Genomic DNA, 24,729 nt, shown 5'->3' with positions numbered 1-24,729 from the left:
CGGCGTGAGGCGTGAAGGGTCGCCCACCTCAGCCATCAATGGAGAACCACGACTGAGAACCACGACGGCGATCAACCAGGTTCGCGAAAGCGGCGCCGGTTCAGGCGCACACAAGGGAGCACTGCGCGGCATGTCCATCATCGACACCGAAGCGGCACTGCACGAGGCGCACCGCGACAATCACACCCACCGTGACGTCAACGGTGGCTGGCTGCGCCCCGCCGTCTTCGGCGCGATGGACGGTCTGGTGTCCAATCTGGCCCTGATCACAGGTGTCGCCGGAGGATCCGTGGCGCCGGGGACCATCGTCCTCACGGGGCTCGCGGGACTCGCCGCGGGAGCCTTCTCGATGGCCGCGGGTGAGTACACCTCCGTCGCCTCGCAGCGCGAGCTCGTCCAGGCCGAGCTGGACGTCGAGCGCCGGGAGCTCAGGAAGCACCCGAAGGACGAGGAGAAGGAGCTCGCTGCGCTCTACGTGTCGCGCGGCGTCGAGGCCGGACTCGCCCGCGAAGTCGCCAGGCAGCTGTCGAAGGATCCCGAGCAGGCCCTGGAGATACACGCGCGCGAGGAGCTCGGCATCGACCCCGGGGATCTGCCCTCGCCCACCGTCGCCGCCGTCTCGTCCTTCGGGTCCTTCGCGCTGGGCGCCGTGCTGCCCGTACTGCCGTATCTGCTCGGCGTCACCGTGCTGTGGCCCGCGGTGGTGCTCGCGCTGGTCGGTCTCTTCCTCTGCGGCGCGGTCGTGGCGAAGGTGACGGCGAGGTCCTGGTGGTTCAGCGGCCTGCGGCAACTGGCCCTGGGCGGCGCAGCCGCCGGTGTGACGTACGTCCTGGGTAATCTGTTTGGTACGGCTCTAGGATGAGGTCATATGCAGGGGGCTGCATAACTAGTCGTTACTTGGCGGTTTCGGTTGCTTAACCGCTGGGTATGAGCCGCAAGCGCCACGGGCAAGGACGCCCGGCCGCCGTGGGCCGACGGTCATTGGATCTGTCCGCATTGGTCCCCTCTCCATCGCCAACCAGCGATGTCCGCATGCTGGAACGAGCTATCCGGTTTCCGAGAATCGCTCCATCATGTAACCTGCGTGAAATTTTGCAGAGGGCCAACGTCGTCCCTCGGCACCTGCTATACGCCACGACGACGACGGGAGAGCCGATGCGTACGCCGCGCCAGCCGTCCCTGCATTCCGCGACCGACGGGTCGACCATCCGGTCCGCCTGGTCGCACATGGATGCACGCCCTGCCGCGCAGGGTATGTACGACCCGCGCAATGAGCATGACGCCTGTGGCGTCGGCTTCGTGGCGACCCTCACCGGCGAGGCGAGCCACACGCTGGTCGAGCAGGCGCTCACGGTTCTGCGGAACCTGGAGCACCGCGGCGCCACCGGCTCCGAGCCCGACTCCGGCGACGGTGCCGGAATCCTGTCGCAGGTCCCGGACGCCTTCTTCCGCGAGGTCGTGGACTTCGAGCTGCCTGCCGCGGGCTCGTACGCGGCCGGTATCGCCTTCCTGCCCCTCGAGGACAACGCCGCCGCCGTCGCGCAGATCGACGCCATCGCCGCCGAGGAGGGCCTGACCGTCCTGGGCTGGCGCGAGGTCCCGGTCGCCCCCGAGCTGCTCGGCGCCACCGCCCGCTCGACGATGCCGGCCTTCCGCCAGATCTTCGTCACCGACGGCTCTGCTGTGCCTGCTACGGGTATTGCCCTCGACCGCAAGGCCTTCGTGCTGCGCAAGCGCGCCGAGCGCGAGGCCGGCGTGTACTTCCCGTCGCTCTCCGCCCGCACGATCGTCTACAAGGGCATGCTGACCACCGGCCAGCTGGAGCCCTTCTTCCCGGACCTGTCGGACCGCCGCTTCGCGTCGGCCGTCGCACTGGTCCACTCGCGGTTCTCGACGAACACCTTCCCGAGCTGGCCGCTCGCCCACCCGTACCGCTTCGTCGCGCACAACGGCGAGATCAACACGGTCAAGGGCAACCGCAACTGGATGCAGGCCCGCGAGTCCCAGCTGGTCTCCGACCTGTTCGGCGAAGGCCGGGACGGCAAGGATCTGGCGCGGGTCTTCCCGATCTGTACGCCGGACGCCTCCGACTCCGCGTCCTTCGACGAGGTCCTGGAGCTGCTGCACCTCGGCGGCCGGTCGCTGCCGCACAGCGTGCTGATGATGATCCCCGAGGCGTGGGAGAACCACGACTCGATGGACCCGGCCCGCCGCGCCTTCTACCAGTACCACTCCACGCTGATGGAGCCCTGGGACGGCCCGGCCTGCGTCACCTTCACCGACGGCACCCAGGTCGGCGCGGTCCTCGACCGCAACGGTCTGCGCCCGGGCCGCTACTGGGTCACCGACGACGGCCTCGTCGTCCTCGGCTCCGAGGTCGGTGTCCTCGACATCGACCCGTCCAAGGTCGTCCGCAAGGGCCGTCTGCAGCCCGGCAAGATGTTCCTCGTCGACACCGCCGAGCACCGCATCATCGAGGACGACGAGATCAAGGCCGCCCTCGCCGCCGAGCACCCGTACCAGGACTGGCTCGAGGCCGGGATCATCGAGCTCGAGGACCTGCCCGAGCGCGAGCACATCGTGCACACGCACGCCTCGGTCACGCGCCGCCAGCAGACCTTCGGCTACACCGAGGAGGAGCTGCGCGTCATCCTCGCGCCGATGGCCAAGGCCGGCGCCGAGCCGATCGGCTCGATGGGTACGGACAGCCCGATCGCGGCCCTGTCCGAGCGCCCGCGGCTGCTCTTCGACTACTTCACCCAGCTGTTCGCACAGGTCACCAACCCGCCGCTGGACGCCATCCGCGAGGAGCTCGTCACCTCGCTGTACTCGTCCCTGGGCCCGGGCGGCAACCTGCTCGAGCCGACCGCGGCCTCCTGCCGGTCGGTCACCCTGCCCTTCCCGGTGATCGACAACGACGAGCTGGCCAAGCTCATCCACATCAACGCCGACGGCGACATGCCGGGCATGAAGGCCGCGACCCTGTCCGGCCTGTACCGGGTCTCCGGCGGCGGTGAGGCGCTGGCAGCGCGGATCGAGGAGATCTGCGCCGAGGCCGACGCCGCCATCGACAACGGCGCCCGCCTGATCGTCCTGTCGGACCGCCACTCGGACGCCGAGCACGCGCCGATCCCGTCGCTGCTGCTCACCGCGGCAGTCCACCACCACCTCATCCGCACCAAGCAGCGCACCCAGGTGGGCCTGCTGGTCGAGGCCGGCGACGTCCGTGAGGTCCACCACGTCGCGCTGCTCATCGGCTACGGCGCCGCGGCCGTCAACCCGTACCTGGCGATGGAGTCCGTCGAGGACCTCGTCCGGGCGGGAACGTTCCTCCCCGGCATCGAGCCCGAGCAGGCCATCCGCAACCTGATCTACGCCCTCGGCAAGGGCGTGCTGAAGGTCATGTCCAAGATGGGCATCTCGACCGTCGCCTCCTACCGCGGCGCGCAGGTCTTCGAGGCCGTCGGTCTCGACGACGCCTTCGTCGAGAAGTACTTCAACGGCACCGCCACCAAGATCGGCGGCGTCGGCATCGACGTCATCGCCGAGGAGGTCGCCGCCCGCCACGCCAAGGGGTACCCGGCCTCCGGCATCGCCCCGGCGCACCGTGCGCTGGAGATCGGCGGCGAGTACCAGTGGCGCCGCGAGGGCGAGCCGCACCTGTTCGACCCGGAGACGGTCTTCCGTCTGCAGCACTCCACGCGCACGAACCGCTACGACATCTTCAAGAAGTACACGGACCGCGTGAACGAGCAGTCCGAGCGGCTGATGACGCTGCGCGGCCTGTTCGGCTTCACGTCCGACCGCCCCTCGATCCCGGTCGAGGAGGTCGAGCCGGTCTCCGAGATCGTCAAGCGGTTCTCCACCGGCGCCATGTCGTACGGCTCCATCTCCAAGGAGGCGCACGAGACCCTCGCCATCGCCATGAATCAGCTGGGCGGCAAGTCCAACACCGGTGAGGGCGGCGAGGACGCCGACCGTCTGTACGACCCGGCGCGCCGCTCCGCGATCAAGCAGGTCGCGTCCGGCCGCTTCGGTGTGACCTCGGAGTACCTGGTCAACGCCGACGACATCCAGATCAAGATGGCCCAGGGCGCCAAGCCCGGTGAGGGCGGCCAGCTGCCCGGCCACAAGGTCTACCCGTGGGTCGCGAAGACGCGTCACTCGACGCCGGGCGTGGGGCTCATCTCCCCGCCGCCGCACCACGACATCTACTCCATCGAGGACCTGGCTCAGCTGATCCACGACCTCAAGAACGCCAACCCGGCCGCCCGCATCCACGTGAAGCTGGTGTCCGAGGTCGGCGTCGGCACGGTCGCCGCGGGTGTCTCCAAGGCGCACGCGGACGTGGTCCTGATCTCCGGCCACGACGGCGGTACGGGCGCCTCGCCGCTCACCTCGCTGAAGCACGCGGGCGGCCCCTGGGAGCTCGGCCTCGCCGAGACCCAGCAGACGCTGCTGCTCAACGGCCTGCGCGACCGCATCGTCGTGCAGACCGACGGCCAGCTGAAGACCGGCCGCGACGTCGTCATCGCCGCGCTGCTCGGCGCCGAGGAGTTCGGTTTCGCGACCGCGCCGCTCGTCGTCTCCGGCTGCGTCATGATGCGCGTCTGCCACCTGGACACCTGCCCGGTCGGTATCGCCACGCAGAACCCGACCCTGCGGGAACGGTTCGCGGGCAAGGCCGAGTACGTCGTGAACTTCTTCCAGTTCATCGCCGAGGAGGTCCGCGAGATCCTCGCCGAGCTGGGCTTCCGCTCCATCGAGGAGGCCGTCGGCCACGCCGAGGCGCTCGACGTCACGCGGGCCGTCGACCACTGGAAGGCGCAGGGCCTGGACCTGGCCCCGCTCTTCCACGTGCCCGCGCTGCCCGACGGCGCGGTGCGCCACCAGATCGTCGAGCAGGACCACGGCCTGGAGAAGGCGCTCGACAACGAGCTGATCAAGCTCGCCGCCGACGCGCTCGCCGTGGACTCGGCGAACGACGCCCAGCCGGTGCGCGCCCAGGTCGCGATCCGCAACATCAACCGCACGGTCGGCACCATGCTCGGCCACGAGGTGACGAAGAAGTTCGGTGGCGCGGGCCTGCCCGACGACACCATCGACATCACCTTCACCGGCTCCGCGGGCCAGTCGTTCGGTGCGTTCCTGCCGCGCGGTGTGACGCTGCGCCTGGAGGGTGACGCCAACGACTACGTCGGCAAGGGCCTGTCCGGCGGCCGCGTGATCGTCCGCCCGGACCGGGGTGCCGACCACCTCGCCGAGTACTCGACGATCGCGGGCAACACCATCGCGTACGGCGCGACCGGCGGTGAGCTGTTCCTGCGCGGCCGCACGGGCGAGCGCTTCTGCGTCCGCAACTCCGGCGCCACCGTCGTCTCCGAGGGCGTGGGCGACCACGGCTGCGAGTACATGACCGGTGGCCGCGCGGTGGTCCTCGGCGAGACCGGCCGCAACTTCGCGGCGGGCATGTCCGGCGGTATCGCGTACGTGATCGACCTGGACCGCAACAACGTGAACGTCGGCAACGTGAGCGCCGTCGAGGCCCTCGACGACACCGACAAGCAGTGGCTGCACGACGTGGTGCGCCGCCACCAGGAGGAGACGGGCTCGACCGTCGCCGAGAAGCTCCTTGCCGAGTGGGACACCGCCGTGGACCGCTTCAGCAAGATCATTCCCGGCACCTACAAGGCAGTGCTCGCCGCCAAGGACGCCGCCGAGCGAGCCGGGCTCTCCGAGTCCGAGATCACCGAGAAGATGATGGAGGCGGCGATCAATGGCTGACCCCAAGGGCTTTCTGAACCACGGCCGTGAGGTCGCCAAGTCCCGCCCGGTGAACGAGCGCCTCAAGGACTGGAACGAGGTCTACGTCCCCGGCTCGCTGCTGCCGATCATCTCCAAGCAGGCGTCGCGCTGCATGGACTGCGGCATCCCGTTCTGCCACAACGGCTGTCCGCTCGGGAACCTGATCCCCGAGTGGAACGACTACGCGTACCGCGAGGACTGGCAGAACGCGTCCGAGCGCCTGCACGCCACGAACAACTTCCCGGAGTTCACGGGCCGTCTGTGCCCCGCTCCGTGCGAGTCGGCGTGTGTGCTCGGCATCAACCAGCCGGCCGTCACCATCAAGAACGTCGAGGTCTCGATCATCGACAAGGCGTGGGACAGCGGCGATGTCGCGCCGCAGGCCCCCGAGCGCCTGTCGGGCAAGACCGTCGCCGTGATCGGCTCGGGCCCGGCGGGCCTGGCCGCCGCCCAGCAGCTGACCCGGGCGGGCCACACGGTCGCGGTGTACGAGCGCGCCGACCGCATCGGCGGTCTGCTCCGCTACGGCATCCCCGAGTTCAAGATGGAGAAGCGCCACATCAACCGCCGCATCGAGCAGATGCGCGCGGAGGGCACCCGCTTCCGCACCGGCATCGAGATCGGCCGCGACCTGACGGCGACGGATCTGAAGAAGCGGTACGACGCCGTCGTCATCGCCGCCGGTGCCACCACCGCCCGCGACCTGCCGGTCCCCGGCCGCGAGCTCAAGGGCGTCTACCAGGCGATGGAGTACCTGCCCCTGGCCAACAAGGTCCAGGAGGGCGACTTCGTGGCGCCCCCGATCTCCGCCGAGGGCAAGCACGTCGTCGTCATCGGTGGCGGTGACACCGGCGCGGACTGCGTCGGCACCGCCCACCGCCAGGGCGCGGCCTCGGTCACGCAGCTGGAGATCATGCCCCGCCCGAACGACGAGCGGAACCCGGTCGCCCAGCCCTGGCCGACCTTCCCGATGCTCTACAAGGTCACCTCCGCGCACGAGGAGGGTGGCGAGCGGGTCTACTCCGTCTCCACCACCCACTTCGAGGGCGACGAGGACGGCAACGTCCAGTGGCTGCACCTCATCGAGGTCGAGTTCGTCGACGGCAAGCTGACCCAGAAGCCGGGCACGGAGCGCAAGATCCCCGCGCAGCTGGTCACCCTGGCCATGGGCTTCACCGGCACCGACCGCGAGAACGGCCTCGTCGAGCAGCTCGGCCTGGACCTCGACGAGCGCGGCAACGTCGCCCGCGACGCCGACTTCCAGACCAACGTCCCCGGCGTCTTCGTCGCCGGTGACGCGGGCCGCGGCCAGTCCCTCATCGTGTGGGCGATCGCGGAGGGCCGTTCGGCGGCCCGCGGTGTCGACCGCTTCCTGACGGGCGCGAGCGACCTGCCGGCTCCTATCCGCCCGACGGACCGCGCCCTGATGGTCTGACGGTCCGTCACTGAAACGTCCCGTACAAAGGCGTACGGAACACCACGCGGCGCCTGCCCCCTGTCCCCGACCGGACGTGGGCGGGCGCCGCGGCGCGTTTGAACGGGCTCGTCCTCAGGCTCCCCCAGCTCACGCTGGGAGTTGCCCCCGGACGGGCTGATTTCAGCCCGTCCGGCGCTTGAGGACGAGCCCGTCAGGGCGATAAGGGGTCTGGGGCGGAGCCCCAATTTCGGGAAGGGGCGGGCTGGGGGAGACTCAGTCGGTCCGGGGCCCGGCGTCATCCGGCCACACCCCGATATGGTCCCGCTCCAGCTCCAGCATCACCCGGTGCTCCATACCCAGCGCCGCCGTGTACTCGGCAGGCAACTGGAGCCGCCCGGCCCGGTCCAGCATCGCGTACTCCCGTGCCACCAGCGACTCCTGCCCCTCCGCATCGACCTCCGTGCGCCGCAGCACCTCCGCCGAGGTGCGCCCGTCGCGGATCGCGACCGTACGGCGGACCTCTCCGGCGACCGCCTGGTCGTGCGTGACGATCACGACCGTCGTGCCCAGCTCCTCGTTGGCCCGGCGGAACGCCGAGAAGACCTGCTGCCCGGTCGCCGAGTCCAGCTCGCCGGTGGGCTCGTCGGCGAGCAGCACGGACGGCGAGTTGGCGATCGCGACGGCGATCGCGACGCGCTGCTGCTGACCGCCGGACATCTGCTGCGGACGGCGGTCACGGCAGTCCGCGACGCCGAGCATCGCCAGTAGCTCCTCCGCCCGTTTGGCCCGCTTGCTCCTCCCGCCTCGGCCACCGCCACCCCGCAACTGCATGGGCAGGGCCACATTCTGGGCCGCCGTCAGATAGGGGAGGAGATTGCGTGCCGTCTGCTGCCATACAAAACCGACGACCTCGCGGCGGTAGAGCAACCGGGCCTTGGCGTCCATCGTGAGCAGATCGCAGCCCGCGACCTTCGCGGCGCCCGCAGTGGGCACGTCCAGGCCCGCAAGGATGTTCATCAGGGTCGACTTGCCGCTGCCGGAGGCGCCGACCAGGGCCATCAACTCGCCTTCGTGGACGAGGAGATCCAGCCCTTGGAGCGCCTGCACCTCCACCCCGGCGGCCGTGCCTTTCCTCCCCCGGGAGCCGTCCCCCGGCCCCCGGCCGGAGAAGATGCGGACCAGCCGGTCGCACACGATCAGCGCGTCCTGCCCGTACGAGGGCCGGTCGCGGTGCGCCGCCACCCGCTGCTCCAGCTCCGCGAGGGTCGTCCGCGAGGTCGTCGTACGGGTCATCGCATGCCTCCTGCCCTGAGTTCGATGATCGGTGCGCGTCGCCCCGCCCACCAGGCCCCCGCGGCGGCCACCGCGCCCGCGAGCAGCACCGTGCCCGCGGCGGGCAGCGCCAGCGACCAGGCGTCGGTGCGCAGCGACGCACCGTCCACCCGCGCGAGACCCGGTGCGGCGGCCAGGGCGAGACGGTCCAGGTCGATGCCGGGCGCGAGCAGCCGGATCGTGGCCCAGCCGACGGCCATGCCGCCCCCGGCCGCGAGCAGCGCCTGAGGGAGCGCCTCCAGGCCGATCAGCCGGCGGCCCTGGCGGGTCGTGAGACCCATGGTGCGCAGCCGGGCCAGCAGCGCGGCCCGTTCCGGCGCGGACTGGACGAAGGAGAGCAGCAGGGCCAGTACGGCGTAACCCGCACCGGACGCGACGGCGGCGGCGTAGACCCGCTCGGCGCCCGCCTGCAACGGCGAGTCGGAGAGCGCCGCCCGTTCCTCGCTGCGCAGCGTCACGGTGAGACCCTTCCCGGCGCCGCGCACGGCCGCCCGCAGCGCCCGCGCGTCGAGCGTCTCACCGGTGGTCAGCAGCGTCGTCGGGCTGGAGCGCTCCAGGCCCGCGGCGTCGACCAGCAGGAATTCGGCGCCGGGCGAGGCCGGGGTCCGGGACCGGACGGCGGCGATGCGGACCGTGACGTCACCGGCCAGGGACGTGATCCGGTGCGGTGCGCGGCCGAGTCGCTCCGCGACACCGGGGGAGGCGACGGCGTTCAGCACACCACCCCCCGACCCCTTCAACACGTCGGCCGGGAAAGCCCCGAGACCCAGGCGCCGGGCCAGCCGGGTGTACGACTCCGGGTCCACCGCGATCAGCGTCAGCGACTTCTTCTCCCCCTCGCCGGTCGACGAGAACTCGGCGGTGCGCTCGATCCGCACGGCCGTGACCTCCCGTACGCCCGCAACTCCCCGGACTGCCTGCTCCACTCCCGCCGGGAGCGCTGCCACATCGCCCGGGCTGGAGACCCGCGCGTCCGCGCCCGTGGCCAGCAGCGCGGCCCGGCTGCGGGCGTCCGCGACGCCTGCGAGCACGGAACCCCCGAACGCCGCCGTCGTCAGGGCCATCAGCAGGGCCAGCAGCGGCAGTGCGGTGCCCGTCGCCGGCGAGCGGCCCGCGCGGGCGAGCGACAGAAAACCCACCACCCCACGCAACCGCCCTGCCGGTCGGGCGGCCCATCGCAGCGGCAGCGGATACAGCCGTACCAGCACAAGCGCCGCAATAAGCCCCACCAGCACCGGAGCAGCGCTCACCAGTAGGTCGCCCGCGCCGGTCGCGCCGCGACGGCGAAGCGCCACGACCGAGCCGACGGCCAGCACCAGCGCGGTGAGTTCGGCGACCGTGCGGCGGCTGCTCGGCCTGGCGTGGGCGAGATCCTCACGCTTCCCGTGTGCCTGCGGCCCCCGATGGGACACGACCGCACGCACCGGCAGTGCGGCGCAGGCGAGCAGCGCGACGGCGGCCGCACCGAGCACGGCGGGCAGCAGCCGGGCCTCGTCCACGGCGAGTACGGCGAGCAGCAGACCGACGGCGGTAGCGGGCAGCGCCACCACCGCGGTCTCGGCGAGGAGCCGTCCGGCGATGCCGCGCAGCGAGCCGCCACGCGCGCGTAGCAGGGCGAGTTCGGCGGCGCGCCGGACGGCGATCAGCCCGCCGGTCATGGCCAGGACGACGGCCGCGACCGCGCCGATGCCGAATGCTGCGACCGCGACGACGGGCGTGATCGCCTCACGCGTCGCCGCGTACGAGCCGACGACCGTCTCCAGGCCGGTGCCGAAGACCGCGGTGTCACCGGCGATCTCACGCATCCTCAGCAGCTCGGGCCCGCCTTCGAGGGACGCGATCCGGTCGACGAGCTCTGGGACGTCCTGCGCGGTGAGCCGTCCGGTGGTGGGGGCGAGCCGCCAGTACCTCTCCGGTTTTCCCTGGCTGCCGAGGAGCGCCGGGGCGGCGCCGGGCGCCAGCAGAAGGCCCGCCTCCCAGTAGAACGGCGGCGGGTTGGACGGCAGGGCGGCCATGGCGGGGGTGCGCAGGACCGGTTCCGCGGACCAGTAACTGCCCTCCGGGTGACGCGGTTCGACGATCCCGGTGATCCGCACGGCCAGCGGACGGCCCGGGAAGCCGCCGAGGTTCACGACGGATCCGACACGCAGACGCATGACCCGGGCGGTCTCCGCGGTCGCGGCGGCCTCCACCTCCCTCGTGTCCTCCGTCATCTCCCGGGTGGCGGTGGGCAGCCGCCCGTTCCGTACGGTGGCGTGGCCGGCGAGCTCCGACTGCGCGGCCAGCGTGAACCGCGGCGGCGCATTCAGGTGCGGCAGCCATCTGTCCAGCCCGACGAGGCTCTCGGAGGTCCGCACTCCGTACGCCGACTCCGCGGTGTCCGCCCGCAGCGGTTCGGGCAGCCTGTCCAGCGCCTTGCGGTGGACGGCTGCGAGCGCTTGGGGCCGCATTGCCTGCTCCCGGGTGGGCCCTGGAATCTCCAGCCCGGGCTGCGGGGCGCTGAGCTCCAGCACGGTGGAGGCCGGGGACGCGTCGTCGATGTCCCGGCGCAGCCCTTCGGTCTCGTATGCGTCGACGGCCCGGGGCAGTACGGCCGCGAGGAACGCCGTGATCAGCACAAGCACACCGAAAGAGAGGGCTGTCCCGGGGGCGGTCCGCAGGCGCGTCCGCACCCAAGGCGCGACACTGCGCCGCCTGGGCTCCCTGCCCTGACGGCGCTCCTCGCGGTCAGGCGCCATGCTCATCTCAGTCCCCCTGGTGGCGAAGCGCGACAGCGGGGTCTGCGCGGCGGACGGCTGACACGGCGGTGATCAGCAGGGGCAGCGCCGCGACGCCCCCGAGGAGAAGGGCCACCTGGGACGCCGGGAGTTCGACGAGGAGGCCGGGGACCGGTCGTGCGGCCTGGGGCGTCAGCACGATCAGCGGTACGACGGCCCGCGTCAGGGCGGTGCCAAGCCCGAGACCGGCGAGCAGACCGGCCCCGATCAGCAGGCTCTGCTCCACGGCGACCAGCCTGGCGAGATCCCGGCGGGCCGCACCCAGAGCCCGTAGAACGGCGAACTCCGCGGACCGCTCCCGCCGTGCACCGGCAGCGCTCACCGCGAAGCCCACGGCGGCGAGGGCCGCAGCGGCCACCGCCACCGCCATCAGCGCCGCGCGCGGCCCGGCACCGAGCGGGTCGCCCAGCAGTTCGGCGGCGGCCTCGTCACGTACGAGCACCTGGTCCTGCTCGATGTCCGGGCGGGCCCGCAGCGCGGACGCGACCTGCGCGGCCCCGCCGGGGGCGGCGCTCAGCCACCACTCGTCGGGCGCGAGCGGATTGCTCGCGCGGTGGGCCAACGCCGCGTTGACCGCGCGTAGATCGAGCAGCAGCGCGCCCCCGTCCGCGGCTGCCCCGTCCGCGGCTCCGGCCTCGGCATCCGCCACGGGCCCGGCTCCCGCTCCGGCAGCGGACCCGGCCCAGGCTGCCGCACCGGCTCCGGTTGTCGGCAGTTCCTCGACCGATCGCACGATCCTCACCCGCAGTCGCTCCCCGGCCACCGTCACGTCGATGCTGTCGCCGCGCTCGGCCCCTGCCGCGCGCAGAAAGCCCTGGGTGGCGACGGCCGCGATCTCTGCCGGAGGCGCGTCCCGCGCGATGTCGACGCGGACGGTGAACGCCGGCTGGCCGGAGGACGAGTCGTCGGTCCCGTCCGCGGCACCAGTTCTGTACGAGACCGTCAGCGGCGCCGTCGCCGACGCGACCGGCCCCAGTGCCGTCGGTGGGCGCGCCTCCCCGTCGACCGTCTCGGTCCTGCTGCCCTGCCAGCGCACCCCGGCGGGCGCCACGACCGGCCGGGCCGCCCCGTCGGAACCGGTGGACAGCATCCGCTCGACGGTGAGCCGGTGCTGCTCGGCCCCCTCGGCAGGAGCCGTGCCGTCGAGCTGCAGCCCGGTCACACGCAGCGGCTCCGCCGGGGCGGCACGGCTGCCCGATGCCGACACGTCCAACTCCAGGGTGACCCGGTGGACCCGGCCGTCGACGGGTATCTCCCCGGCACTCAGCCGGTACGCGATGCCGTAACGGTCCTCGACGACGACGGTGACCAGCGGAGCGAGCCCGGAACGGGAACGGCCCTTCTCCGCCCCCGGTGATCCGCAGATCGAGCGCGAGCCGCCGGGTGCCGTCGGGCAGCAACACCGCAGGACCGGGGGGTGTCTGTTCCCGCGGCGCGACCGCCCGCAGCAGCCGTTCCACGGGCTCGTCGGCGAGATCGCCGCGCATCAGCATCCCCTCGCGGGCGTGCGCCGTGTCCAGCGCGAGAACCGTCGCCGTACGGCCGCCGGAGAGGTCCGCGGTGGTGCGGTGCGCGGGCGCGGCATCCCGTACCCCGGGCAGCGACGCGTACAGACCCGTCTGGCCGGGGCCGCCCGGCCTGCTGTCCAGCACCCGTACGGAAGCGCCCGTCCCGAAGTCCGCCTGATCGCCCTGCGACCGGCTCCACGACGAGCTCTGCCCGATCGCCAGCATCCCCGTCGTCACGGCGAGGACCAGCAGCAGCACCGGTCCCGCACCGCGCAGCGGGCGCCGGCTGAACTGCCAGCCCGCCAGCGCTGCCGGAAGCCCGCGCCCGCCCGCGGCCCGCCGCTCCGCGAGGCGCGCCGCGAGCGGCAGCAGACGCAGCGTCAGCACCGCACCGGCCAACAGCGTCAGGGCGGGCGCCGCGACCAGCAGCGGATCGATGCCCAGGCCGCCCTCGCGGTCACGACTGAGCGCGCCCCCACCGAACGAGCCGGTCTGCCGGTCCAGTTGCCAGTACGCCACCCCGGCGATCAGGAGCAGCCCGACATCGGCCCCGGCACGTACGGGCGCGGCGAGCGCCGCGGCACGGAGGCGCGGCAGCCGTAGCGGCCCACCCGCCGTCGCGGCCAGCGCGGGCGCGACGACCGCCGCCGCGCAGCACACCGCGACACCGCCCGCGACCAGCCAGACCCCGGCCGCCGGAGCATCCCCGAGCCGGGGCCCGATCCCGTCGAGCGCGGACCACCGGGCGAGCAGCCGCACCAGCGGCCCCGACAACAGGGCGGCGCAGGCCGCGGCCGGTACGGCCAGCAGCAGCGCCTCCAGCGCGGCAAGGCCCGCGATGTGGCGGCGCGAACCACCCCGCGCCCTCAGCAGATCGGTCTCGCCCGCCCGCTCGGTGTCGAGCAGTCGAGCCACCAGCAGCAACGCGTACCCGGCGAGCAGCACCAGCTGCACGGAGACGATCATCAGTGTGGACCGGGACACAAGCAGCGCACGCCCTGCCTGCTCGAGTACGTCGGGCAGCGCCGTGTGCACGGTTGCGCCGCTATCGAACGCCGGGTCCCTGCGCAGCACTTCGGGCCCGTGCACGGACGCCTCGCGCAGCGCGTCCATCCCGTCGGTGGTGAGGGTCCGGTAGTCGGCCGCCGCCACCCACCCGGTGGTGCCCGCGGAGGTCCGGCCGGAGGCAAGGACAGACGGGTCGGCGAGCAGCGGGCCGTAGGTGGTGAAGTGGACGGTGCGGACCCCGCGACCGCCGAGTGTGTCCAGCTGCCAGTACGGGTCGGTGCTGTCCGCCGGCCGGTACACGCCGGTGACCCGGACCGTCAGGGACGCGCCGCCCAGCCGGTCGATGAGCGTGATCCGCTCTCCGGGCCGCAGCTTCAGCCGGTCGGAGGCGGCCTCTGGCAGCGCGACGGGCACGGGAGCGGTCCGCGCCTCCGGGGCCGGGCCCGGCAGGGCGCCCGCGACCAGCCTGATCCGTGACCGGTCCAGGGCCGCGAAGAGGGTGAGGTCCGGTTCTCCCGCGCGGGCATCGGCGTCCTGGAGGGAGCGAGGCAGCGCGTACGGGCCCGAACGCTCCAGCTTCCGCACGGTCACCGGCAGCCCGGCGAAGGTCTCCCGCGCACTGCGGACCGCGGCCTCCTGGGCCGCGTCCCGTTTGTCCGCAGGAACGTTCGCGCTGATGACGAGTGAGGCGGAGGCCGCGGCCCGGCCGCGCAGGGTGTTCCGCAGCGCCGCGTCCCCGACGGAACCGGAGAAGGCGGTGAGCGCGGCGAGTACCGAGGTGGTCAGCAGCACCGCAAGAAGGGCGGCGGCGAGCAGCAGCCGATGCGCACGAACGCGCAGCAGTAAGAACCCCGTCACCTTTCCCCCCACGCGATGGCGAGCTGCCCTGCCCTTCTCGTCAACCCGGCATGCATATCACGGGGTTTGCGGCCCGGGATATGCGATCAACGGCAGAAGTGCTCTTGACGCTCCGGACCGGTTCCGTGTGGGATGCAGCGATGACGGAGAACGCCAGCGCCCAGTCCGGTGCCGCCCTCGCGGGCGATCCGTCCGGGGAGCCGATGGTGCGGGTCGAGAACCTGCACCATTCGTACGGCACCGGCGCCGTGGCCGTGCATGCGCTGCGCGGGGCCTCCTTCGACATCCGGCGCGGTGAGCTGGTCGCCCTCAAAGGCCGCTCGGGCTCCGGCAAGACGACGCTTCTCCATCTGATCGGCGGTCTTGACTCCCCGGACCGCGGCCGCATCGTCCTCGACGGCACGGACCTGTCCGAACTCGGGGAGAACGAGCTTCTGGAACTGCGGCGCGACCGTATCGGCTTCATCTTCCAGTCCTTCGGGCTGATCCCCATCCTCACCGCGGCCGAGAACGTGGGCGTGCCGCTTCGGCTCCGCAGAGCCGATCCACGCGAACGCGACGAGCGCGTGGCGTTGCTGCTCGCCCTGGTGGGCCTCGCCGACCAGGCGCCCCAGCGCCCGGCCGAACTCTCCGGTGGGCAGCAGCAGCGTGTGGCCATCGCCCGGGCCCTCGCCAACCGTCCGGCCCTGCTGCTCGCCGACGAGCCGACAGGGCAGCTGGACGCCCAGACCGGGCTGGCGGTGATGGAACTGCTGCGGGCGGTGGTCCGCAGCGAGGGCGTCACGGCGCTGGTCGCCACGCACGACCCTCAACTGCTCGGACTGGCCGACCGCGTACTGGAACTGAGCGACGGCGGGGTCATCGAGTGCTGACGGCGCCCGGGCAGTGGCTGCCCGGGAGGCGGACGGCGGGCGGCGGTCAGTCAGGGGGCGACGGCTACGGCACCCGGAACGTCTCCCCGTACACCTGCCACACCAGCGGAGTGTCCAGCTCGAAGTTGCCGTTGTAGAGGAAGCGCCGCTGCGCCGTGTCGATGCGGCTCGTGTCGCGGTCGGGCTTCTTGTGCTTCATCGCCTTCCGGCGGACGTCCAGGAAGATATCCAGGTACGCCTTCTCCTTGCCGCCCTCGGCAGGCGTGTCGGCCTCGGCCATGGCGGCCTCGCGCAGGCCGTAGAAGCCGCGCGGTCCGGTGCCGGGGCCGTGCAGCACCATCGCGTCGTAGTAGATGAGCTGGCCGAGCGTGCCGAGCCCGTCGAGCTTCGCGAGGCGCACGGCCGGGTCGAAGTAGATCTCGTCCCGGTGCGTGTCCTGGGCCTTGCGGAACTCGGCCTTCTGCGCCTCCTCCACCCAGGCGTCGGTGAAGCCGGGGTCCAGGCCCTTGTGGGAGCCGGTGCCGTCGACCTTGCGCAGGGCGGGCAGATAGCGGGTGAGACCGTTGTCCGGGTGGGACTTCGTGTAGCGCTCGACGAGCGTGAGCAGGTCATGGGTGCCGGTGGTGAAGCCGATGATGCCCGCCGTGTAGCCGCGGCCGTCGCCGATGTCCTCGATGTAGTCGTACTGGCCGCGCCAGTCGAGCGTGGAGTTCTCGGCGCTCGCCACGATCTGCTGAGCCAGCTCCTTCTTCTCGGGAGCGGCGAGGCCCGGCGGCAGCTTGGCGATCAGGCGGTCTTCCTTCGCCCGTTCCGAGGCCGACGACGCACCGGCTCCCTTGCCCGGGGATGCGGACGCGGAGAATCGCGGTCCTTTGTCGTCCTGCGAATCTTCCGAGCCCGAGTCGGTCCCGAAGAGAAAAACGGCCGCCGTGGCCACGGGGGCGACGGCGAGAAAGAGACAGCCAGCACGCTTCATAACGGGACAGGGTACGGGCGGCCCAGACGGGCACGGTGCCCAGGATGCCGCGCCCGGCCGCCGGTCGGTGCCGCAGGATGCCGCCGCCCGGCCGCCAATCTTCTCGACCTCGGGATGGCGGTAGCAAGTGGTGACGGAAGGCTCCACGACCGGCTCCTCGGAGACTTCGGGAATGAGGGCATCACAGAACAGAAGGCCGGTGGGGACGGCGGGCGATCAAAATAGCGGACCTGTAAGACTGTCGCGGCAGTGGGTGCCCCGGCCGCTCCTGGGCGGTGCCGTAGCCTCGACAGCCGGGACGCGCGGAACCAGCCGGGATGGGGGCAGGCGCGTCGAGGGGACCGAGCGAACGGAGAGCCCGGATGGGACCGGCCATCAGCCTCACCAAGGTGGAGCAGACCGCGCCCGCACTCGTCAGTCTCTACAAGAGCGCGGGCGTATCCCTCGTCAAGCACGGGCTGAGCGGCGAGCGGGCCGCCGTCTACCTGGTCGTCGACTACTCCGGCTCGATGAAGCCGTACTACAAGGACGGCAGCGTGCAGGCGCTCGCCGACCGGGTGCTGGGTCTGTCCTCGCATCTGGACGACGACGGCCGCGTCCCCGTCGTCTTCTTCTCCACGGACATCGACGCGGTCACGGACATCGCCCTCGCGGGCCACCGCGGGCGCATCGACGAGATCGTGGCCGGCCTCGGCCATATGGGCAAGACCAGCTACCACCTGGCGATGGACGCCGTCATCGACCACTACCTCGACAGCGGTGCGACCGCCCCGGCCCTGGTCGTCTTCCAGACGGACGGCGGCCCGATCAACAAGCTCGCTGCCGAGCGCTATCTGTGCAAGGCGGCGAAGCTGCCGATGTTCTGGCAGTTCATCGGCTTCGGCGACCGGGGCAGCAAGCAGTTCGATTTCCTGCGCAAGCTCGACGAACTGGCCGTGCCGCAGAAGCGGCCGATCGACAACGCGGGCTTCTTCCACGCCGGTTCGGACCCGCGGACCGTGTCGGACGACGAACTGTACGACCAGCTGGTTGCGGAGTTCCCGGCGTGGCTGGCGGCCGCCAGGGCGCAGGGGCTCGTGCGCTGAGGGCTACCGGTCGGTCGCCTGGTCGCCGGGTCGGGGCGTCTGGGGGCCCAGCACCCTCGCCCGGCACGCCCCCGGCGTCCCCCACGCGTCCCGCAGCGGGCGGGCCTTGCGGAGCCAGAGGGAGAGGTCGAGTTCCTCGGTGTAGCCGATCGCCCCGTGGAGCTGGAGGGCCGTGCGGGCGGCGGCGTACGTGGCCTCGCCCGCCGTGACCTTGGCGGCGGCGATGTCGGCCGGGGCCATCGACAGCGCGGCACCGAACAGCAGCGGGCGCGCGAACTCCAGGGCGAGCAGGGTGTCCGCCAGCCGGTGCTTGACGGCCTGGAACGAGCCGACGGGTGTGCCGAACTGCGTGCGCTGCTTGACGTAGGCGACGGTGCGGTGCAGCAGCTCCAGGCCGACTCCCAGGGACTGGGCCGCGGTGAGGAACGCCGCCCAGTCCGCCGCCCGCACCGCCGCCTCGCGTACGGCGGGGCCGCAGGCCAGCAGTTCCCCGCCGGCCTGCGGGCGGAACAGACGCCGTGCCGGGTCGGCGGACGACCGTAACGGGCCGTGCCCGGGCGCCAGCCGGAGCTCGTCACCGCTGACCGTGAACACCGCATCGGCGGCATCCGCGTCCAGCGCGTACGGACCACAGAGAACGTCTGCCTCGTCCAGCCGCAGCGACACCACCGCTTCGCCCGAAGCGATCCGAGGCAGCCACTCCTTGGCGACAGCCGGAAGATCACCGAGCAGGGCCGCGGCCGCCGCCGTCTCCACCATCGGACCGGGCATCGCATGCCGCCCCAACTCGACCAAGGAGACGGCCAGTTCGACCGGCAGAGGACCGCCCGGCCCCAGCCCGTCGTACGCCTCCGGGACCGCCAGCGCGAACACCCCCGCCTCCGCGATCCGCGACCACAGCGCGCGCCCCGGCCCGCGGTCCCCGGCCGCCCATGCGCGCACGACACGGGGGGTGTCGGCCGCGCCCAGCATCCGGTCCAGTGTCCGCCCGAATTCGGCCTGTTCGTCGTCGAGGAGGAACCTCATCGGGGAAGGCGTCCCTTCGGCAGGCCGAGCAGCCGCTCGGCGATGATGTCCCGCTGGATCTCGTTGGTGCCCGCATAGATGGGGCCCGCGAGGGAGAAGACGTACCCCTCGCTCCAGTCGGCGTCCGCCAGTTCGCCGTCCGGGCCGAGCAGGTCCAGCGCCGTCTCGTGTAGCGCGATGTCGTACTGGGACCAGAACACCTTGTTGAGGCTCGACTCGGCGCCGATGCTCTCCCCGGCCGCGAACCGCGACGCGTTGGCGCAGGTGAAGAGCTGGTACGCACGGGCGCCGATCACGGCGTCCGCCACCCGGTCGCGCAGTGCCGTGTCGGCGGGGTCGGCGGTGGCGCGCCACAGGCGCCCGAGCCGGTCGGCGGCGGCCAGGAAGCGGCCGGGGGAGCGGAGCGTGAGGCCCCGCTCGTTGCCGGTCGTCGACATGGCGATCCGCCAGCCCTGCCCCGGCTCGCCGATGACGTCCTCGTCCGGGACGAAGACGCCGTCCAGGAACAGCTCCGCGAACGCGGGCTTCCCGTCCAGCCGACCGATGGGCCGTACGGTCACTCCGGGCGCCCGCAGGTCGAACATCAGGTAGGTCAGGCCCTGGTGCGGCGATGGGGGCACCGCCCGCGCGAGCGAAGCCGGGCGTGGGGGAGCGTCGGGGTCCGTACGGAAGATCCCGAAGGCCCGGTCGGCGAACGCGGCCCGCGACGACCAGGTCTTCTGTCCGCTCAGCAGCCAGCCGCCGTCGGTGCGCTCGGCACGCGACCGCAGTGACGCCAGGTCCGAACCGGCCTCCGGCTCGGACCACGCCTGCGCCCACATGACCTCGCCGCGCGCCATGGGCGGCAGGATGCGGGCACGCTGCTCGGGCGTGCCGTGGTCGAAGAGCGTGGGCGCCAGCAGGTTGATGCCGTTCTGGCCGACCCTGCCGGGTGCGCCCGCCGCGTAGTACTCCTCCTCGAAGATCAGCCACTTGAAGAGGTCGACGCCCTGGCCACCGTATTCCTCGGGCCAGGACACGACCGACCAGCGGTCCGCGAACAGCCGGGCCTCCCACTGCCGGTGTGCTGCGAAGCCCTCCTCCGTCTCCAGCGAGGGGAGGGGGTCGGCGGGGACGTGCGCGGCGAGCCAGGCGCGCGCTTCCTCGCGGAACGCGTTCTCCTCGGGTGTGCATTCCAGGTCCACGGAGTCCCCGGCTCCCTTCGCCGAACGAAGGCGTCAATCTTCCCTAACAAGTGTTTGGTAGGTTAACGTGCTGACGTGACGGACAACAAGGCTCAGTACGTCGCCGGGCACGCCCTGCTGGCGGGCCGGACCGCCGTGATCACCGCGGCCGCCGGTGCCGGGATCGGCGGCGCCACCGCCCGCCGGTTCCTCGAGGAGGGCGCGCGGGTGCTGATCAGCGACGCGCACGCCCGCCGCCTCAAGGAGACGGAGGCGGTGCTGGCCGAGGAGTTCGGGGCGGACGCGGTCGGCGCGCTGCCCTGCGATGTCACCGACGAGGCCCAGGTCCAAGGGCTCTTCGCGGAGGCGGTACGACGCCACGGCGGCCTCGACATCGTCGTCAACAACGCCGGACTCGGGGGGACCTCAGCGCTTGTCGACATGACCGACGACCAGTGGTCGCGCGTCCTCGACGTGACCCTCAACGGCACCTTCCGCTGCACCCGGGCCGCTCTGAAGCTGCTGAAGGAGCAGGGCTCGGGCGGCGTCATCGTCAACAACGCCTCCGTCGTCGGCTGGCGCGCCCAGGCCGGACAGGCCCACTACGCCGCCGCGAAGGCCGGCGTCATGGCGCTTACCCGGTGCGCCGCCGTCGAGGCCGCCGAGTTCGGCGTACGGGTCAACGCCGTGTCGCCGAGCCTCGCCATGCATCCGCACCTGGTGAAGGTCACCTCGGCGGAGCTGCTGGAGGAGCTGACGGCCCGCGAGGCGTTCGGGCGGTACGCCGAGCCCTGGGAGGTCGCCAACGTCATCGTCTTCCTGGCCTCCGGCTACTCGTCGTACATGACCGGCGAGAGCGTCTCCGTCAGCAGCCAGCACCCGTAGGCCGACAATGGTGACGTGCCGAAGAACAGTCAGACCAAGTCCCCGGAGTCCCGGGTGACCCCGCCGCCCGAGCGGCGCCGTGAACTCCTCGCCACCGCGGCCGAGGTGTTCGCCGCGCACGGCTACAAAGCGACCACCGTCCGCAGGATCGCCGACGAGGCGGGCATGCTCGCGGGCAGCCTCTACTACCACTTCGACTCCAAGGAGTCGATCCTCGACGAGATCCTCTCCACCTTCCTCGACGAGCTCTGGGACGGGTACGACGCCGTGCTCGCCGCCGGTCTCGGGCCACGGGAGACCATCGAGGCCCTGGTCACCGAGTCGTTCCGGGAGATCGACCGGCACGGGTCCGCCGTAGCGATCTACCAGAAGGAGTCCCGGCACCTCGCGAGGCAGCCGCGGTTCGCCTATCTCGCCGAGTCCCAGGAGAAGTTCGAGAAGGCCTGGCTCGGCACCCTGGAGCGGGGTGTCGCCGACCGCGTGTTCCGCGCCGACCTGGACATCCGCCTCACCTACCGGTTCCTGCGCGACACCGTGTGGGTCGCCGCGTCCTGGTACCGGCCGGGCGGACAGCACAGCCCCGAGGAGATCGCCCGCCAGTACCTGTCGATGGTGCTGGACGGGGTCGCCGTACGAGAAAGCCCCGAACCGACAGCGAAAGCCCACAGCGACAGCTGACCAACGGAGGTCCAGCCATGCCCGAGGCCTACATAGTCGAAGCGGTCCGCACCCCGGTCGGGCGGCGCAGGGGAGGCCTCGCGGCCGTCCACCCCGCCGACCTGGGCGCGCACGTGCTGAAGGCGCTCGTCGAGCGCACCGGGATCGACCCGGCCGCGGTCGAGGACGTCGTCTTCGGCTGCCTGGACACGGTCGGTCCGCAGGCCGCGGACATCGCCCGCACCTGCTGGCTCGCGGCCGGGCTGCCCGAGGAGGTACCGGGCGTGACCGTCGACCGGCAGTGCGGCTCCTCGCAGCAGGCCGTGCACTTCGCGGCACAGGGCGTGCTCTCCGGCACGCAGGACCTGGTGGTCGCCGGCGGCGTCCAGAACATGTCGGTGATCCCCATCGCGTTCGCGTCGCGGCAGGCCACCGAGCCGCTGGGGCTGACCGAGGGCCCCTACGCGGGCAGCGAGGGCTGGCGCGCGCGGTACGGCGACCAGCCCGTCAACCAGTTCTACGGCGCCGAACTGATCGCGAAGAAGTGGGGCATCACACGCGGCGACCAGGAGGAGTTCGCGCTGAAGTCCCACCAGCGGGCGATCCGCGCGATCGACGAGGGCCGCTTCGCGCGCGAGACCGTGCCGTACGGCGACGTGACCGTGGACGAGGGGCCGCGGCGCGACACGACCCTGGAGAAGATGGCGGGCCTGAAGCCCGTGATCGAGGGCGGCACGATCACCGCGGCCTGCTCCTCGCAGGTCTCGGACGGCGCGGCGGCGATGCTCCTCGCCTCCGAGCAGGCGGTGCGCGAGCACGGGCTGACGCCGCGCGCCCGTATCCACCACCTCTCGGTGCGCGGCGAGGACCCGATCCGTATGCTCTCTGCGCCGATTCCGGCCACGGCGTACGCCCTGAAGAAGACCGGCCTCACGATCGACGACATCGACCTGGTCGAGATCAACGAGGCGTTCGCCCCGGTCGTCCTCGCCTGGCTCAAGGAGACCGGCGCCGACCCGGACAAGGTCAACGTCAACGGCGGCGCCATCGCCCTGGGGCACCCCCTGGGCGCCACCGGCGTGAAGCTGATGACGACGCTGCTGCACGAGCTGGAGCGCACGAATGGCCGATTCGGGCTGCAGACGATGTGCGAGGGCGGAGGCCAGGCGAACGTGACGATCGTCGAGCGACTCTGAGCCGTTCGGGGGACCGTCCGGGCGGTGTTCGTGGTTCTGCCGCCCGGACGTGCTACGGTGAAGGCGTTGCGGTTTTGGTACCCATGAACTTTGTGTGCGCCTGACGGAATGATCGTCAGGCGCATTTTGTTTTACCGGGCTTTCCGGCACGGGGTCATGACGCGGCGACTAGGAATCCACAGGTCGTGGATTTCCGCAGCACACCCGTTAGGGAGATTAAAAATGGCTACTGGAACCGTGAAGTGGTTCAACTCGGAAAAGGGCTTCGGCTTCATCGAGCAGGACGGCGGCGGCGCCGACGTCTTCGCCCACTACTCGAACATCGCCACCCAGGGCTTCCGTGAGCTCCAGGAGGGCCAGAAGGTCAGCTTCGACGTCGTGCAGGGCCAGAAGGGCCCGCAGGCGGAGAACATCCTCCCCGCCTGATCGCCGGGACGCGATTTTCGCAGCCGGGGCCCGCACCTTTTCGGTGCGGGTCCCGGTTTCTGCTGCCCTCAGGAAGGCAAACCATATGACTCGTTCCAGCTCAGAACGCCCGGCACGCCCCGCCCGCCGACGCCCCGTGGGCTCCCGCGCGGGGGCTCCGGCGAACTCGGCGAAGAGGTCCGGAAAGATTCCCGCCCGCCGGTCGGCGCCGCCCCAGGAATTCACGCTGCCCCGCAGCACCACCCCCGCGCTGCCCGCCGTCGAGGCGTTCGCCGAGCTGGACATGCCCGCCGCCCTGCAGAAGACCCTCGAGGCCCAGGGCGTGGTCGAGCCCTTCCCGATCCAGGCCGCCACACTGCCGAACTCCCTCGCGGGCCGGGACATACTCGGGCGCGGGCGCACCGGCTCCGGCAAGACCCTCGCTTTCGGGCTGGCCCTGCTCGCCAGGACCGCGGGCCGGCGTGCCGAGCCGAAGGCGCCGCTCGTCCTGGTGCTGGTGCCCACGCGTGAGCTCGCACAGCAGGTCACCGACGCCCTCACGCCGTACGCCACCGCCGTGAACCTGCGGCTGGCCACCGTCGTCGGCGGGATGTCGATCAGCAAGCAGGCCGGTGCGCTGCGGCGCGGCGCCGAGGTGCTCGTGGCCACGCCCGGACGCCTCAAGGACCTCATAGACCGGGGAGACTGCCGCCTCGGCGACGTGGCGGTCACCGTGCTCGACGAGGCCGACCAGATGGCCGACATGGGTTTCATGCCGCAGGTCACGGCGCTGCTGGAGCAGGTGCAGCCGAACGGCCAGCGCATGCTGTTCTCGGCGACGCTCGACAAGAACATCGACCGGCTCGTGCGGATGTTCCTGACCGACCCCGTGGTCCACTCCGTCGACCCGTCCGCGGGCGCGGTCTCCACGATGGAGCACCACGTCCTGTACGTCGTCGACGAGACCGACAAGAAGGCCGTGGCCACGCGCATCGCGGCGCGGGACGGGCGGGTGATCCTCTTCGTGGACACCAAGCGCGCCGCGGACCGGTTCGCCAAGCGCCTGCTGGCCAGCGGCGTACGGGCGGCGGCGCTGCACGGCGGCCGCTCGCAGCCGCAGCGCAACCGCACCCTCGACCAGTTCAAGAACGGCCAGGTCACCGCCCTGGTCGCGACGAACGTGGCCGCCCGCGGCATCCACGTCGACGACCTCGACCTCGTCGTGAACGTGGATCCGCCCACCGACCACAAGGACTATCTCCACCGCGGCGGCCGCACCGCCAGGGCGGGCGAGTCGGGCAGCGTGGTGACCCTCGTACTCCCGGACGAGAAGCGGGAGATGAGCCGCCTGATGAACGACGCGGGCATCACGCCGCGTACGGCAAGGATCAAGTCCAGCGACGAGGAGCTCGTCCGGATCACGGGAGCGCGCGAGCCCTCGGGCGTCGCGGTCACGATCGAGGTCCCGCAGCCGGTGCAGCAGCAGGCGGCCAAGCCGCGGGCGCGACGGGGCGGAGCCCGGCGGGCAGGCGGCGCGGGCCGGCCTGGGCGTACGGGTCAGGGGCAGGCGCCGGCCCATGGCGAGCAGCCGCGGAACGGAGAGCCCCGGGGCACGGCCAGGGGACGGCAGCAGGGTCGCGGCGCCGGGCAGAGCCAGGCCCGCACAAACCGCTCCGAGCGCGGGGGCCAAGGGGGGCGGCGGGCGGCCTAGGCTTCGACGCCGGGCTGTTCTTGGGCTCTCTGCACCGCTGTTCCCGCG

General features: G+C 71.9%; 15 protein-coding genes and 1 pseudogene. 10 read left to right on the top strand and 6 right to left on the bottom strand.

Going from position 1 to position 24,729, the window contains the following annotated elements:
• The first annotated feature begins 130 nt into the window (after positions 1–130).
• The 3 genes from ACSMXV_RS12520 to ACSMXV_RS12510 all read left to right on the top strand — a co-directional run bounded on the left by ACSMXV_RS12520 (position 131) and on the right by ACSMXV_RS12510 (position 7,240).
• Complete coding sequence (locus ACSMXV_RS12520; RefSeq protein ID WP_473177713.1) at positions 131–862, top strand: VIT1/CCC1 transporter family protein; 732 nt, start codon at positions 131–133, stop codon at positions 860–862.
• Positions 863–1,155: 293 nt separating this feature from the next.
• Positions 1,156–5,784, top strand: a complete 4,629-nt coding sequence (gene gltB, locus ACSMXV_RS12515) for a glutamate synthase large subunit (protein WP_473177712.1) — start codon at positions 1,156–1,158, stop codon at positions 5,782–5,784.
• Entirely contained in the window at positions 5,777–7,240 is a 1,464-nt protein-coding gene (locus ACSMXV_RS12510) for a glutamate synthase subunit beta (RefSeq protein ID WP_473177711.1), read from the top strand. Before gltB ends, ACSMXV_RS12510 begins: the two co-directional genes overlap by 8 nt.
• Before the next feature lie 255 nt (positions 7,241–7,495).
• On the opposite strand, the gene ACSMXV_RS12505 is transcribed toward ACSMXV_RS12510, so the two are convergent.
• The 3 genes and pseudogenes from ACSMXV_RS12505 to ACSMXV_RS12495 all read right to left on the bottom strand — a co-directional run bounded on the left by ACSMXV_RS12505 (position 7,496) and on the right by ACSMXV_RS12495 (position 14,705).
• Positions 7,496–8,515 (bottom strand): ABC transporter ATP-binding protein, encoded by a 1,020-nt coding sequence (locus ACSMXV_RS12505; RefSeq protein ID WP_473177710.1) that lies wholly within the window; start codon positions 8,513–8,515, stop codon positions 7,496–7,498.
• The gene (locus tag ACSMXV_RS12500) at positions 8,512–11,292 is read right to left on the bottom strand and encodes an ABC transporter permease (protein WP_473178908.1); all 2,781 of its coding nucleotides are present in this window, start codon (positions 11,290–11,292) and stop codon (positions 8,512–8,514) included. The genes ACSMXV_RS12505 and ACSMXV_RS12500 overlap by 4 nt, the downstream gene beginning before the upstream one ends.
• Before the next feature lie 7 nt (positions 11,293–11,299).
• Positions 11,300–14,705, bottom strand: a pseudogene (locus ACSMXV_RS12495) (FtsX-like permease family protein).
• A gap of 140 nt (positions 14,706–14,845) precedes the next feature.
• On the opposite strand from ACSMXV_RS12495, the gene ACSMXV_RS12490 reads away from it, so the two are divergent.
• Positions 14,846–15,577: an ABC transporter ATP-binding protein gene (locus ACSMXV_RS12490; RefSeq protein ID WP_473177709.1), complete on the top strand. Its 732-nt coding sequence runs from the start codon at positions 14,846–14,848 to the stop codon at positions 15,575–15,577.
• A 64-nt stretch (positions 15,578–15,641) separates the two neighbouring features.
• On the opposite strand, the gene ACSMXV_RS12485 is transcribed toward ACSMXV_RS12490, so the two are convergent.
• Positions 15,642–16,553 (bottom strand): chitosanase, encoded by a 912-nt coding sequence (locus tag ACSMXV_RS12485; protein ID WP_473177708.1) that lies wholly within the window; start codon positions 16,551–16,553, stop codon positions 15,642–15,644.
• A gap of 362 nt (positions 16,554–16,915) precedes the next feature.
• On the opposite strand from ACSMXV_RS12485, the gene ACSMXV_RS12480 reads away from it, so the two are divergent.
• Entirely contained in the window at positions 16,916–17,638 is a 723-nt protein-coding gene (locus tag ACSMXV_RS12480) for a VWA domain-containing protein (protein WP_473177707.1), read from the top strand.
• A gap of 3 nt (positions 17,639–17,641) precedes the next feature.
• Here the strand turns inward: ACSMXV_RS12480 and ACSMXV_RS12475 are convergent, their stop codons facing one another.
• A complete protein-coding gene (locus ACSMXV_RS12475) occupies positions 17,642–18,664 on the bottom strand; it encodes an acyl-CoA dehydrogenase family protein (RefSeq protein WP_473177706.1) in 1,023 nt (340 codons plus the stop codon).
• Complete coding sequence (locus ACSMXV_RS12470; RefSeq protein WP_473177705.1) at positions 18,661–19,848, bottom strand: acyl-CoA dehydrogenase family protein; 1,188 nt, start codon at positions 19,846–19,848, stop codon at positions 18,661–18,663. The genes ACSMXV_RS12475 and ACSMXV_RS12470 overlap by 4 nt, the downstream gene beginning before the upstream one ends.
• A gap of 75 nt (positions 19,849–19,923) precedes the next feature.
• Here ACSMXV_RS12470 and ACSMXV_RS12465 point away from each other — a divergent pair, with 75 nt between their 5' ends.
• From ACSMXV_RS12465 to ACSMXV_RS12445, 5 genes are all read left to right on the top strand, one after another.
• Positions 19,924–20,712, top strand: coding sequence for an SDR family oxidoreductase (locus ACSMXV_RS12465; RefSeq protein ID WP_473177704.1), 789 nt, complete (start codon positions 19,924–19,926; stop codon positions 20,710–20,712).
• A 15-nt stretch (positions 20,713–20,727) separates the two neighbouring features.
• Positions 20,728–21,390 carry a TetR/AcrR family transcriptional regulator gene (locus ACSMXV_RS12460; protein ID WP_473177703.1) on the top strand — a complete coding sequence of 221 codons (663 nt, stop codon included), beginning with the start codon at positions 20,728–20,730 and terminating at the stop codon, positions 21,388–21,390.
• Between the two features lie 17 nt (positions 21,391–21,407).
• Positions 21,408–22,565 (top strand): acetyl-CoA C-acetyltransferase, encoded by a 1,158-nt coding sequence (locus tag ACSMXV_RS12455; protein WP_473177702.1) that lies wholly within the window; start codon positions 21,408–21,410, stop codon positions 22,563–22,565.
• Positions 22,566–22,787: 222 nt separating this feature from the next.
• On the top strand, positions 22,788–22,991 hold the full coding sequence (locus ACSMXV_RS12450; protein ID WP_067270399.1) for a cold-shock protein: 204 nt from the start codon (positions 22,788–22,790) through the stop codon (positions 22,989–22,991).
• A gap of 85 nt (positions 22,992–23,076) precedes the next feature.
• Positions 23,077–24,681 carry a DEAD/DEAH box helicase gene (locus tag ACSMXV_RS12445; RefSeq protein WP_473177701.1) on the top strand — a complete coding sequence of 535 codons (1,605 nt, stop codon included), beginning with the start codon at positions 23,077–23,079 and terminating at the stop codon, positions 24,679–24,681.
• Positions 24,682–24,729 lie beyond the last annotated feature (48 nt).

Source organism: Streptomyces sp. DSM 42067, assembly GCF_055792885.1.
The sequence above is the reverse complement of the archived record's forward strand: the minus strand, read 5'-3'. Positions and strand labels throughout refer to the sequence as shown.